This is a genomic window from Polymorphobacter megasporae (assembly GCF_018982885.2).
Lineage (GTDB): Bacteria > Pseudomonadota > Alphaproteobacteria > Sphingomonadales > Sphingomonadaceae > Polymorphobacter_B > Polymorphobacter_B megasporae.
This window is the reverse complement of record NZ_CP081848.1, coordinates 1,682,978-1,695,633: the sequence shown is the minus strand read 5'-3', so window position 1 is coordinate 1,695,633 and position 12,656 is coordinate 1,682,978. Positions and strand designations below refer to the sequence as shown.

Sequence of the window (12,656 nt, the reverse complement as noted above, 5' to 3'; positions counted from 1 at the left end):
CATCGCTCCGAAGATCGCGTTTTGATGCACCGCAAAAAAACTTCGCGGGGCGCGGAACCCCGAACGGGCATGTCCGTTTAGAAGACTGGACAGCGGTATATGCCCCCCCGCTCCCGCTGTCCTCCCAAGGGTCCGGCCGCATCATCCCCCCCGAATGCGGTCGGACCCAAATTATTAGAAAGGCCCGCAACCATCCCCCCGGTTGTGGGCCTTTTCTGTACGAATGTCAGGGATGGTGCACTACGGTACGATAGCGGGCAGTGCAGCAGCGTCGCGGGCGCGCTTGCGCTCGCTGAACCAGATTCCGATGATCGACGCCTCGTAGAGCGCGATCAGCGGCACCGCGAGCAGGCATTGCGATACGACATCGGGTGGAGCCAGCACCGCGGCGACGACGAACGCCCCGACGATTGCGTAGCGCCGTCCAGCCTTGAGCTGGGTGCGCGTCACGATCCCGGCGCGCTCGAGCAGCATCAGCAGCACCGGCAGGAGGAACGCGATGCCAAACCCCGCCATGAAATGCATGATCAGCGACAGATAGTCGTTCATCGCCGGCAGCGCGGTCTGAGCAAATCCGGTCGTCGCGCCGTTGTCGTTGAACTTGAGGAAGAATCTAAACGAGATCGGGGCGACGACGTAATATGCGAGCGCTGCCCCGGCGGTGAACAATACCGGAGTCATGATCAGGAACGGCAGGAACGCGCGCTTCTCGTTCTTGTAGAGGCCGGGCGCGACGAATGCCCAGATCTGGTTGGCGATGATCGGGAAGGCAATGACGAGCGCCGCGAACGCAGCGACCTTCACCTGGACGAAGAACGCCTCGTAAAGCTTGGTGAAGATCAACTGCGTGTGCGCTCCGGGCCCTTCGGCACGGACGAGCGGCTGGACGAGAAACGCGAAAATCGTCTTCGACTGGGTGAAGGCGATACCGAACGCGACGACGAGCGCGACGAGGCTGACGAGCAGCCGTTTCCGCAGCTCGACCAGATGCTCCATCAGCGGCGCCTTGCTGTCGTCGAGTTCGCTCATGGCGCTGCCGTCGGGGGTACAGGTTCGCTATGCACGGCGGGAAGCGGCTCGGCGGCGATCGCGGGTTCGGCGACGTCGGCATGGGCAAGGATCGCGGCGGGCGACGGGCGCGGACCGGTCATTGCGATCCCGGTGGCGGGTGCGTGCGTCGCGACCGGCATATCGTAGATGTTCGGCACGGGCGATGCAGCAGGCGACGCGACCACCGGCGCATCGTAAACATGCGGCGCGACCGGGGCGACCGTCGTCGCCGCCATGATATCGGCGTTCTGCTGCGCCCACTGCTTCTGCATTTCCTCGAGCTCGGCCTCACGCATCATCGTGTCGAAGCCGCTGCGGAGGTGACGTGTCATCGCCCGCCCGCGCCCGACCCAGCCGCCGACCATCCGCATCACGCGCGGCAGATCCTTCGGCCCGATCACGACGAGCGCGACGATCGCTATCAGGAGAAATTCGGAGGAGTCGATGCCGAACATCGGACCGGTCCGCTAGACGCCCTAGCTCCGCGGAACCTCGTCGTGCACCGGCGCGGGGGGAACGACAGGCGCAGGGGGCGCAATGTGCGGCGGGGCGTAGGCCGGCGGCGGCGCATAGCCCTGCGGCGGCGGCGGGTAAGCCGGGGGGGTGCCGTCGTCGGCCAGCCCCTTCTTGAAGCTGTTGATGCCCTTGGCCATGTCGCCCATCAAATCCGAAATCCGCCCGCGCCCGAACAACAGGATGACGACGAGGATGACGATGAGCCAATGGACGAGGCTGAACGAACCCATGATCTGAAACTCCGCCTTAGCCCCCGCGGGGCCACGATCCGGGCCGCGACACGACCCTATCGCTCGCTATGTAAGCCAGCGTCGGCGATTTCGCCAGTGGAAGCGCCGGGCGGCACGCGGTCGAGCAGCCCCGCTGCGCGCAGGTCGGCGACCCCGGGGAGATCGCGGCGATCGGCGAGCCCGAAATCGGCGAGGAATCCCGGCGTCGTCGCGAATTGGAGCGGGCGGCCGGGCGACTCGCGGCGGCCGGCGGGGCGGACCCACCCCGCCGCCATGAGCACGTCGACCGTCCCTGGCGACACCGCGACGCCGCGGATATCCTCGATCTCGGCGCGGGTCGCGGGCTCGTGATAGGCGATGATCGCGAGCGTCTCGACCGCCGCCCGCGACAATTTGCGCGGCGCTTCTCGGGTCCGGCGAAGGAGGTGGCCGAGGTCGGGAGCGGTCTGGAACAGCCAGCGCCCGCCGCGCTCGACGAGGACGATCCCGCGCGGCGCATAGCTCGCGGCGAGGTCGGCGAGTGCGGCGGCGATATCGCCGGGCTCGGAGACGTGGCGCGCGATTTCGGCAAGGGTAACGGGGTGCTCGGCGGCGAAGACGATCGCTTCGACTTCGCGGACGAGCTGGGGATCGGTCATCTGGCGCGCACGAGCACCGGCGCGAACGCATCGAACTGCGCCAGATCCGTCCGTCCCTGCCGCGTCAGTTCGAGCGCCGCCAGAAACGTGCTCGCAAGCGCCGAGCGGCGGTACGCCTCGTCGGGAGCGGGGGGCAAATACGTGGCCAAATCGGTCCAGTCGCGCGCCGCCCCGACCAGCCGCGCCAGCCGTTCGAGCGCCTCGTCGAGCGCGAGGACGTCGCGGCGGACGACGCTGTAGCCTGGCCGTTCGCGCCGCCGGACGATGGTGCCGTACGCGCTGAGCAAATCGAACAGCGTACAGTCGACCGCATTGCTCGCGATCAGCCGCAGCCCCTCCGGCGCGATGCGGCGAAAGGTGTCGTGCCCGGCGCGGTCGCGCGCCATCATTCGCGCCCCCGCCTCGCGCATCGCATCGAGCCGCTGCAGCCGGAACTGCAGCCGGAGCGCGAGCTCATGCGGATCGGGATCGGCTTCGGGGTCGGGCGGCAGCAGCAGGCACGATTTCAGATACGCGAGCCATGCCGCCATCACGAGATAGTCGGCGGCGAGCTCGAGCCGGATCGTCCGCGCCTCGGCAATGAACGCGAGATACTGGTCGACCAGCGCGAGGATTGAGATCACCTTGAGGTCGACCTTCTGCGCACGGGCGAGTGCGAGCAAGACGTCGAGCGGACCCTCCCACCCGTCGAGCGCGAGCGTCAGCGTCTCGGGAATGATACGAACTGGAGCGCCGAAATCGTCAGCCATACGCCAGCAACGCATCGCGCTGCCTGGTCAAATCCGCGATCGACAACTCATGCGGCGGAATCGGCCACAGCATCGCCGCGCCGAGCCGGGTCGTCGCCTCGTGACTGATTTCCGGAGCAGCGGCGACGACCTCGACCATCTCGTCGAACACCCCCGAGCAATGCAGCGCGATATCGCATCCCGCCTTGAGGCACCCGATCGTCTTGTCGGCGAAGCTGCCGCCCAATGCCTTCATGCCGAGGTCGTCGGACATCAGCAGCCCGTCGAAGCCGATGTCGCGGCGGATCGTCTCGGCGATGACTTTCGCCGACACCGTTGCGCAATGTTCGGGGTCGAGCGCCGAGTAGACGATGTGCGCGGTCATCGCCATCGGCGCGGCGTTCAGCGTGCGGAACGGCTCGAAATCGACCGCGAGCTCCTCGCGCGTCGCGCTCACCACCGGCAGCCCGAGATGGCTGTCGACCGTCGCGCGGCCGTGTCCCGGGATATGCTTGACGACGCCGATCACGCCCCCGGCGCGCAGACCGTCGAGCGTCGCCTTGCCGAGCGCGGCGACGCGCATCGGCTCACTGCCGTAGCTGCGGTCGCCGATGATGTCGTGGCCGCCCGGCGCGCGAACGTCGAGGAGTGGCAGGCAGTCAACCGTCACCCCGGCATCGCGCAGCGTCAGCGCGAGCACCAGCGCGTTGAGCCGCGCCGCCTCGATCGCGGTGACCGGGGCGATGTCGTAAAATGCGCCGAAGCGCGCGGCTGGCGGAAATTCGGCCCACACCGGCGGCTTCATCCGCGCGACGCGTCCGCCTTCCTGGTCGATCAGGATCGGCAAGTCGCGCTGCGCGAGGTTGCGCAGACTATCGGTCAGCGCGAGCATCTGGTCGGGATCGACGCAGTTGCGCGCGAACAGGATATAGCCCGCGGGGTCGCACTGCCGGAACAGCGTTATCTCGTCGGCGGTCAGCACCGGACCGGACATGCCGAGGAACAACGGGGTCATCGCTTACTCCGCAACGAGGCAGGCATCGCCGCCGGCCTTGACCTTCGCGCACAGATCGGACGCCGCCGCCTTCGACGCGACGCCCCCGGCGCGAAGCCGGTAGAGCGTCTTGCCGTCGCGGTCGATCGGCTCGACGCGCTTACTCAACGCAGCAAGCGCCGGGGCGTGCCCGACCGCGGCCGTCCACGCCGCATCGGCCTTGGCCGCCGACGAGAACGCACCGAGCTGGAGCGACGCGCTTCCGCCCGACGCTTTCGCAGGCTTCGGCGGCGTGGTTTCCGCCAGCAGGTCGACCGGTTTCGACGGGTCGAATGCGGCTGCGGGCTTGACCGGCTTGGGCTTCGGCTTGTCGGCAACCGGGGGGACAACGGGAGCCGCGGCGATCTTCACCGGAGGCACGACGGGGGCCGGGGCGACCTTCGCCGGGGGCACGATCGGGGCCGGGACGACCTTGACCGGCGCTGCAACGACCTTGGCGGGTGGAGCGGCAACGGGGGCAGGCGGTGCGGCCACCGGTGCGGCCGCGGGCGGCAGCAGATCGGTTGGCGGCTCGGGCGCGGTTCCGGGCCGGGCGAGTGGCTCCTCGGGCGTCGCGGTCGTATCGATCGCGCTCCCTGGATCATCGCCGCGCCCCGCCGCCGCGATCGAATCGGTGATGCCGGCAACCGACGCCCCGCCGGGATCGGTCGGGGTGAGCTTGTACGGCCCGGGATCGGCGGCGATCAGCGGGGCATCCTCGGCCCGCTTGAACCCGCTCGACCCGTCCTGCTTACGCGCCGAGATCAGATAAATCCCCAGCCCGATCAAGACGATGAGCGCGATCGCGACGAGCCCGCCGCCGATCACCCGCCCGCGCGGCACCATCGTCGACCCGCGCGTCTCGCGGACCCCTTCGGCGAGCCACGGGGCGTCGTCGTCGAGATCGTCGTCGGGGTCGTGCTGGCCGCGTGCCATCAGTGCATTTCCCGCGCCGGCTCGACGCCCATCACCCCAAGCCCGTTGGCAATGACCTGCGCCGCCGCCTTCGCCAGTGCAAGCCGCGCCGCCGTCAGCGCGACATCGTCCTCGATCAGGAAACGCCGCGACGGGTCGTCGTTGCCGCGATTCCACAGCGAATGGAAAGCTGCCGCCAAGTCGTTGAGATAGAAGGCGATCCGGTGCGGTTCGTTCGATGCCGCCGCCGCTTCGACGATCTTCGGCCATTGCGCAGCGAATTTGACCAGCCCGAGCTCCTCGTCGTCGAGCCGCGTCAGGTCGGCGTCGGGCAAGACCATCCCCGCCTCCGCCGCGCGCCGCTGGAGCGAGCAGATCCGGGCGTGGGCGTACTGGACGTAAAACACCGGGTTCTCGCGCGACTGCTCGACGACCTTGGCGAAGTCGAAATCGAGCTGGGTGTCCGACTTCTTGGTCAACATGATGAACCGGACGACGTCCTTGCCGACCTCGTGGACGACATCGGCGAGCGTGACAAACGAGCCCGACCGCTTCGACATCTTGACCGGCTCACCGGCGCGAAACAGCCGAACCATCTGGACGAGCTTGACGTCGAGCGCGACCGCGCCGTCGGACAGCGCCGCGACCGCCGCCGTCATCCGCTTGACGTAGCCGCCGTGGTCGGCCCCGAACATGTCGACGAGCCCGGTGAAGCCGCGGCGCAATTTGTCGTAGTGATACGCGACGTCACCCGCGAAATATGTCCAGCTGCCGTCGGACTTTTTGAGCGCACGATCACTGTCGTCGCCGAACTGCGAGCTGCGGAACAGCGTCTGCGGGCGCGGCTCCCAGTCGTCGGCTGTTTCCCCCTTCGGCGCTTCGAGGACGCCCTCGTAGATCAGCCCCTTGGCATCGAGATCGGCAAGTGCAGCCCCGACCGCATCTCCGAGGCTGGCTTCGGAGAAGAAGCGGTCGTGGTGGATGCCGAGCAGCGCGAGATCGTCGCGGATCAGGTCCATCATCATCGCAACGGTACGGCTCCGGAAGAGCGCGAGCCACTCGCTTTCGGGGAGCAGCGCATAATGATCGCCGAGCTCGGCGGCGAGCGCCTGCCCGACCGGGATCAGATAGTCGCCGGGGTAATAGCCCTCGGGGATCGTGACGACGCCGCCGAGCGCCTCGAGGTAGCGCAGGTGCGCCGAGCGGGCGAGCGTGTCTACCTGCCCGCCGGCGTCGTTGATGTAATATTCGCGCGTCACCGCGAACCCGGCATAGTCGAGCAGGCTCGCCAGCGCGTCGCCGACGACCGCGCCCCGGCAATGCCCCATGTGCATCGGCCCGGTCGGGTTCGCCGAGACATATTCGACGTTGATCGGCTTGCCGCCGCCCATCGTCGAGCGGCCATAGTCGGCTCCCTCGGCAAGGATCGTGCGGAGTTCGGCCTGCCAAACGCCCGGGTTGAGCGTGATGTTGAGGAAGCCCGGCCCGGCGACTTCGGCGCTCGCGACGTCGGGCAGCCCGATGAGATATTGCGCGATGCCGACCGCGATCTCGCGCGGCTTCATCCCCGCGGGCTTCGCCAGCACCATCGCCGCATTGGTCGCCAAGTCGCCGTGGGTCGGATCGCGCGGGCTTTCGACGGTAACGTGGCGCGTATCGAGCCCCGGCGGCAGGTCGCCCGAGCGGACGAGATCGGCGAGCGCGTCGGCGACATGAGCAGCATAGCGATGATAAACGGTGGTCAAGGCGGTTCCGGCGGGTTCGGTTGGCAAACGCCACGACTAGCGGGGAATCGGCGGCGGGTCACGCTCGATCCGGTCGGGCGGTGCCGGGAAAAGTCCGTTGCCGGAACGATCGGCCTTGGCTAGTATCGCACCATCGGTGGAGGGGGATTCCGCCGCGGGGGGCACTGCGTAATGTTTAGGCTGGTTCTAATGCTCGCGATGATCATCGCCGGGGCAGGTTCCTGGTCGGCCCCCGCGATCGCGCAGGGCGGCAACTGGCAGCAGATCGAGTGCGCGTCGTTCCGCGAACCGGCACGCTGCCCGATCGACATCGGCCGAGCGGGATTCGTCAAGCTGATGCAGGTCACCAACCCGCCATGCGACCAGGGGCGGACATGGGGCTGGGACGCGAACAGCATCTGGGTCAGCGGCAACTGCCGCGCGGTCTTCTCGGTCAATCGCGCTGGCGGCGGGAACGGCGGCGGCGGCTATCCGGGCGGAGGTTACCCGGGTGGTGGCGGTCCCGGTGGCGGCGGTTACCCAGGTGGCGGTTACCCAGGTGGCGGCGGTGCGGGCTACCCGCCCCAAGCGCGCCAGATCACCTGCGAATCGTGGCAATTCCAGCCGAACGAATGTCCGGCGGATACGCGCGGCGGTGTCCGCCTGCTCCAGCAGACCGGCGGTATGTGCACGCAGGGCCAGACGTGGGGCTTCACCCCGCGCGGCATCTGGGTCAACAACGGCTGCCGCGGCATCTTTGCGGTCGTCGGCGGCCGCCCCGGGGGCCCCGGGCCCGGTGGCGGCTTCCCCACCGCGCCAATTCCCGGCAACGGCGGGCGGATGATCGTCTGCGAATCGTGGCAGTTCCAGCCGAGCCGCTGCGCCACCGATGTCTTCCGCCGCCCGCAGATCGACGTCATCGCCGGCAACTGCGTCCAGGGCCAGACATGGGGCTGGGACCGCGGCGGCATCTGGGTCAACGGCGGCTGCCGCGCACGCTTCCGGCTTGGCTAGGATGACGCGGCCGAGAACGCATCAAGGGGGAAACGACCATGATCGCATTGCCTAAACGCCTGTTTGCGGAAGGCTTCGGCACCTTCTGGCTTGTCTTCGGCGGGTGCGGCAGCGCGGTTCTGGCGGCTGCGTTCCCCGGCGTCGGCATCGGGCTCGCCGGTGTCAGCCTCGCGTTCGGGCTGACCGTCCTGACGATGGCGTACTCGATCGGCCACATCTCGGGCTGCCATCTCAACCCGGCCGTTACGATCGGATTATGGGCGGGCAAGCGCTTTCCCGCGAAGGACATCCTGCCGTACATCGTCGCGCAGGTCGCGGGGGCGATCGTCGCCGCGTTCGTCCTGATGACGATCGCGCAGGGCGGTCCCGACTTCGTGATGGGTCCGACGAGCCTCGCGGTCAACGGCTACGGCATCCAGTCGCCGGGGCATTATACGCTGATGTCGGGGCTGATCATCGAGGTCGTACTGACGTTCGGCTTTCTCATCGTCATCCTCGGCGCAACCGACACGCGGTCGCCGTCGGGGTTCGCGCCGATCGCGATTGGCCTCGCGCTGACGCTGATCCATTTGATCTCGATCCCGGTGACCAACACGAGCGTCAATCCGGCGCGGAGCACCGGCCCGGCATTGCTCGTCGGCGGCCTCGCGCTCCAGCAGCTCTGGCTGTTCTGGCTCGCCCCGATCGGCGGCGCGCTCCTCGCCGGGGGTGCCTACCGCTGGCTTGCTGGCGAACCCGCCGCACCCGCGATGGTCGGCGAACCGATGCTCGGCGCGGATCAGTAACCCGGCATCGGGCTCGGCCCGATCACCCGCGCATACTCCCTGAGCGCATAGCGATCGGTCATCCCGGCAATGAAGTCGCCGACGTGACGCGCGCGTTCGGGCTCGGCGGCGGGGAGCGTCGCCTGCCAGCGCGGCGGCAGCTGGTTGGGATCGGCATCGAACGCGGCGAACAACCCGGCGACGATCTCGACCGCTGGGTCGCGGAGGCGGGCGACCTCGGGATGGGTATACATCCGCGTGCGCAGAAAGTGTTTGAGCGCCCCAGCGCTGTCCGCCATGCCGTCCGAAAAGCCGATCAGCGCGTGCTCGGCCGCGCGGACATCGGCGACCGAGCCGGGCGCGACGGCGGCAATGCGGGCGCGGCTCGTCGCGAGAAGGTCGTCGACCATCCGCCCGATCTGCTCGCGGACGAGTTCGGGAACGAGTCGCCGCCGTGCCGCCACTCCGGGGAAGCGCGCGGTCACCGCCGCCCAGCAGTCGGCGACGAACGGCACTGCGACGACGTCGTCGATCGTGAACAATCCGGCGCGCAACCCGTCGTCGAGGTCGTGATTGTCATAGGCGATGTCGTCCGCCGCCGCTGCGACCTGCGCTTCGAGCCCCGGCCATGTCGCGAGATCGAGCGGAAACCCGGTGTCGGCCTCGCTCAGCGCCCACGTCGGCGCGACGACCGGGCCGTTGTGCTTGGCGAGACCCTCGATCGTCTCCCAGCTCAGGTTGAGGCCATCGAAACCAGGATAGCGCTGCTCGAGCCGCGTGACGATCCGCACCGTCTGGGCATTGTGATCGAAGCCGCCGAACGGGGCCATCGCGGCTTCGAGCGCATCCTCGCCCGAATGGCCGAACGGCGGGTGGCCAAGGTCGTGGGCGAGCGCGCAGGCTTCGGTCAGGTCCTCGTTTAGCCCCAGTGCGCGGGCGACGGCGCGGGCGATCTGCGCGACTTCGAGGCTGTGCGTCAGGCGGACGCGGAAATGGTCACCGTCGGGGGCGACGAACACCTGCGTCTTGTCGCGCAGCCGCCGGAACGCCGAGCAATGGACGATGCGGTCGCGGTCGCGCTGGAACGCGTCGCGGGTCGCCGACGGGGCCTCGGCGAAGCGCCGCCCGCGCGACGCGGCGGGGTCGGTGGCGTAGGGTTTCATCCGCGGAAATCGAGCCAGACGCTGCGCGCGGCGAAGTCGGTGACGATGCCGAAGCGCTTGAGAAGCCTCACCCCGATATTGGCATCGGCGGCGGTCGGGCTGGTGTCGATCGCGGCGGGAACGTCGTAAAATCGGCGGCCGCCGAGATCGAGCGTGCGCAGCGACAACGTCGTCTGGAGGGTCGCCCCGCCGATGCCGCCGCCCGGGATCGTCGCGAGCGGTCGGCCGTCGGCGAGCATCTGGTGGCGGTTGGCGAACCCCGCACCGATCAGGACGCTACCGCCGTTGCCGAGGTCGAAATCGGCCCGTGCGGGGGAGCCCTCGATCAAAATCGGGATGGTTTCGACCCCACGCTCGGGCACGAGCGGCAGCCGGACCCCCGCCGGGACGATCGATGCTCCCGCGCGCACACTCCCCGCACGCAGGTCGATCGCCAATCGCGCCGCATCGAATAGATCGCGCCCGACGAGCACGTCGATCCGGTCGAGGTGCACCCGCCGGGCGATGTCGGCGAGATCGATCACCGCGACGGTCGGCGAGCGCAGCCGCAGCCCGGCAACGATGACCTCGACCCCGCGAACGAGGCGCGCCTCGATCGTTGCCGCGCCGGTCCCGCGCACAGTCGCCGCCGATCCGCCGCTGATCCCGAGCCGGGCGGCGAAGGCGCGGTCGAGCACGGTCATCTCGGCGCCCGAATCGAGCAAGGCAGTGGTCGGCCGGCCGTTGACCACGGCGTCGACGAAGACCCGGTCGTCGACGACGCGGAGCCGGGTCGCGGCGCTATCGGCGTTTGCAGGACCGGCGAAGCCCGCGAGCATCGCCGCCGCGCCGCCCGCCAGCAGCGCGCGGCGGTCGAACCTCAACGAACCGTCCCCGCCGCGGTCAGCGCCGCGATCCGGGCGGCGTCGTAGCCGAGTCCCGCCAGCACGTCGCCGCCGCTGAACACGGTCGTCATCGCCGGGGCGGCGGTCGTGCTGATCGAATAGCGCGGCGCCGGAGCGGGCTGGACGACCCCGCCCGCCTCGACGAAGGTGGCTCGCGCCACGTTGTGCGGATGCGCCGGGGCTTCGGCCATGCTCAGCACCGGCGCGAAGCAGACGTCGGTCATCTCCATCATCTCACACCAGTCGTCGCGGGTCCGCGTCAGGAACAACGCGGTAAGCTTGTCCTTGAGCGGCCCCCAGCTCGCGCGGACCATCTGCGCATCGAACTCGGGCGCGGCGTCGAGCCCGGTCAGGCGGCGGAGCTCGGCGTAGAATTGCGGCTCGATCGACCCGATCGCGATCCACTTGCCGTCGGCGGTTTCGTAGCTGTCGTAGAAATGCGCGGCGGTATCGAGCAGGTTCGTGCCGCGATCGTCGGACCACATGCCGTTGGCGCGGAACCCCCAGATCATCGACATCAGTACCGCCGCGCCGTCGGTCATCGCCGCATCGATCACCTGCCCCGCGCCGGTCTTCGCGGCGTGGAGCAACGCACTGACCATGCCGAACGCGAGCATCATCCCGCCGCCGCCGAAGTCGCCGACCATGTTGATCGGCGGCGTCGGCTTCTCGCCTGCGCGACCGAAGGCGTGAAGCGCCCCCGCCAGCGCGATGTAGTTGATATCGTGCCCGGCCGCCGCCGCGTACGGCCCGGTCTGGCCCCAACCGGTCATCCGCCCGTAGACCAGCTTCGGGTTGTCGGCGAGCAGCACGTCGGGGCCGAGCCCGAGGCGTTCGGTGACGCCCGGGCGAAACCCCTCGATCAGCCCGTCGGCGGTGCGGACGAGATCGCGGACGACGGCGATCCCTTCGGGTGACTTGAGGTCGACGCCGATCAGCGTCCGCGACCGCAGCAGCGGATCGCGGCTGTCGATCCGCGCGCCGGGACGGTCGACGCGGATGACCTCCGCGCCGTGATCGGCGAGCATCATCCCGGCAAAGGGCCCCGGACCGATCCCGGCGAGTTCGATGATGCGGAGCCCGGCGAGCGGTCCAGCCATGTCTAGTCTCCCCAAGCGATTGCCTGCGTGATGGCGCAGACCGGTACATCGCGGCAAGCGAAACCCGCGCAGGCCGGGCGGCCGACTTGGCTGGGCGACGTTCGGATCGTCAACGGCAAGCGAAGCCGGTACACTCCCGCCGGGCATTCGCGTCGCAAGCTTCAGGGTGGATATGGCAAGCAGAACCGGGAGCCGTCCCTTTGCCGTGACTGCCCGCAGTCGGACAGGCGGCGGCGTGCTCCGTGCGCTGGCGCGTTTCGCCACCGTTGCGGTGTTCTTCGCCTTCGCAGGATGCCACCAGCCGGTGCGCAATCCTCCGCCATCGGTCTCCTATGACGGTCTGCCGGTCAGCGGCCCGATGATCGACGCGAAGCGCGCGGGCTTCAACGATTGCGTCGATCTCGATGCGGTTCATATCCGCTGCCGCCGGCACGGCGTCATGGTCGGGGATGCCGGTCCGTACGAAGCCGCGGTCGATCTCGCCGGGAGCAGCGGCGAAGGCGGCTTCGACCAGCTGACTTTGTGGCACGACAGCGACAACAACGCGGTGTTCAAGCTGACCCAGGCACTCGAAGCGTCGGGATGGTCGCGGTGCCTGACCGGGAACGGCAGGACGGGAGACCAGGCGATCTACATGCGTAAAGGCGCGCCGGTCCGGGTGTCGATGGACATCAGCTATTGGTCGAAACGCCGGGTCAGGCTGATTCCGCAGTGGAACCAGCAGGAAGCTCACTGCACCCCTGCCTAGTCCGCGATCCGAACGGGTTCGACGACAACAGCGCCGTCATCCCCGCGAAGGCGGGGACCCATCACCCCAACATTAGTGGTGATGGGTCCCCGCCTTCGCGGGGATGACGGCTGTCTTGTAGGTCGTCGCTCTCACGCGAAAGCAGCACG

14 protein-coding genes are annotated in these 12,656 nt (G+C 68.8%); 3 read left to right on the top strand and 11 right to left on the bottom strand.

Going from position 1 to position 12,656, the window contains the following annotated elements:
* Window positions 1-240: 240 nt before the first annotated feature.
* From tatC to argS, 8 genes are read right to left on the bottom strand one after another with little or no spacing between them, the layout of a single operon-like run.
* A complete protein-coding gene (tatC, locus tag KTC28_RS07910; protein WP_216708400.1) occupies window positions 241-1,029 on the bottom strand; it encodes a twin-arginine translocase subunit TatC in 789 nt (262 codons plus the stop codon).
* Complete coding sequence (gene tatB / locus KTC28_RS07905; RefSeq protein WP_216708399.1) at window positions 1,026-1,505, bottom strand: Sec-independent protein translocase protein TatB; 480 nt, start codon at window positions 1,503-1,505, stop codon at window positions 1,026-1,028. The genes tatC and tatB overlap by 4 nt, the downstream gene beginning before the upstream one ends.
* A gap of 21 nt (window positions 1,506-1,526) precedes the next feature.
* A complete protein-coding gene (locus tag KTC28_RS07900) occupies window positions 1,527-1,796 on the bottom strand; it encodes a twin-arginine translocase TatA/TatE family subunit (protein ID WP_216708398.1) in 270 nt (89 codons plus the stop codon).
* Window positions 1,797-1,852: 56 nt separating this feature from the next.
* Window positions 1,853-2,434 carry an SMC-Scp complex subunit ScpB gene (gene scpB, locus KTC28_RS07895; protein ID WP_216708397.1) on the bottom strand — a complete coding sequence of 194 codons (582 nt, stop codon included), beginning with the start codon at window positions 2,432-2,434 and terminating at the stop codon, window positions 1,853-1,855.
* A complete protein-coding gene (locus tag KTC28_RS07890; RefSeq protein ID WP_216708396.1) occupies window positions 2,431-3,183 on the bottom strand; it encodes a segregation and condensation protein A in 753 nt (250 codons plus the stop codon). The genes scpB and KTC28_RS07890 overlap by 4 nt, the downstream gene beginning before the upstream one ends.
* Window positions 3,176-4,177, bottom strand: coding sequence for a beta-N-acetylhexosaminidase (gene nagZ, locus KTC28_RS07885; protein WP_216708395.1), 1,002 nt, complete (start codon window positions 4,175-4,177; stop codon window positions 3,176-3,178). The genes KTC28_RS07890 and nagZ overlap by 8 nt, the downstream gene beginning before the upstream one ends.
* Window positions 4,178-4,180: 3 nt before the next feature.
* Entirely contained in the window at window positions 4,181-5,131 is a 951-nt protein-coding gene (locus KTC28_RS07880; protein WP_216708394.1) for an SPOR domain-containing protein, read from the bottom strand.
* Window positions 5,131-6,855 (bottom strand): arginine--tRNA ligase, encoded by a 1,725-nt coding sequence (gene argS / locus KTC28_RS07875; protein ID WP_216708393.1) that lies wholly within the window; start codon window positions 6,853-6,855, stop codon window positions 5,131-5,133. The genes KTC28_RS07880 and argS overlap by 1 nt, the downstream gene beginning before the upstream one ends.
* A 171-nt stretch (window positions 6,856-7,026) precedes the next feature.
* Here argS and KTC28_RS07870 point away from each other — a divergent pair, with 171 nt between their 5' ends.
* Both KTC28_RS07870 and aqpZ read left to right on the top strand, forming a co-directional pair.
* Window positions 7,027-7,848 carry a DUF3011 domain-containing protein gene (locus KTC28_RS07870; protein ID WP_216708392.1) on the top strand — a complete coding sequence of 274 codons (822 nt, stop codon included), beginning with the start codon at window positions 7,027-7,029 and terminating at the stop codon, window positions 7,846-7,848.
* Window positions 7,849-7,886: 38 nt separating this feature from the next.
* Window positions 7,887-8,633, top strand: a complete 747-nt coding sequence (gene aqpZ / locus KTC28_RS07865) for an aquaporin Z (protein ID WP_216708391.1) — start codon at window positions 7,887-7,889, stop codon at window positions 8,631-8,633.
* On the opposite strand, the gene KTC28_RS07860 is transcribed toward aqpZ, so the two are convergent.
* The 3 genes from KTC28_RS07860 to KTC28_RS07850 are packed head-to-tail and all read right to left on the bottom strand — an operon-like array spanning window position 8,627 to window position 11,759.
* Window positions 8,627-9,775: a deoxyguanosinetriphosphate triphosphohydrolase gene (locus tag KTC28_RS07860; protein ID WP_216708390.1), complete on the bottom strand. Its 1,149-nt coding sequence runs from the start codon at window positions 9,773-9,775 to the stop codon at window positions 8,627-8,629. The genes aqpZ and KTC28_RS07860 overlap by 7 nt on opposite strands.
* Entirely contained in the window at window positions 9,772-10,638 is an 867-nt protein-coding gene (locus tag KTC28_RS07855; RefSeq protein ID WP_216708389.1) for a retropepsin-like aspartic protease, read from the bottom strand. The genes KTC28_RS07860 and KTC28_RS07855 overlap by 4 nt, the downstream gene beginning before the upstream one ends.
* Window positions 10,635-11,759: a CaiB/BaiF CoA transferase family protein gene (locus tag KTC28_RS07850; RefSeq protein WP_216708388.1), complete on the bottom strand. Its 1,125-nt coding sequence runs from the start codon at window positions 11,757-11,759 to the stop codon at window positions 10,635-10,637. Before KTC28_RS07850 ends, KTC28_RS07855 begins: the two co-directional genes overlap by 4 nt.
* A 172-nt stretch (window positions 11,760-11,931) precedes the next feature.
* Here KTC28_RS07850 and KTC28_RS07845 point away from each other — a divergent pair, with 172 nt between their 5' ends.
* Window positions 11,932-12,507 (top strand): hypothetical protein, encoded by a 576-nt coding sequence (locus KTC28_RS07845; protein WP_255602367.1) that lies wholly within the window; start codon window positions 11,932-11,934, stop codon window positions 12,505-12,507.
* Window positions 12,508-12,656: the final 149 nt, after the last annotated feature.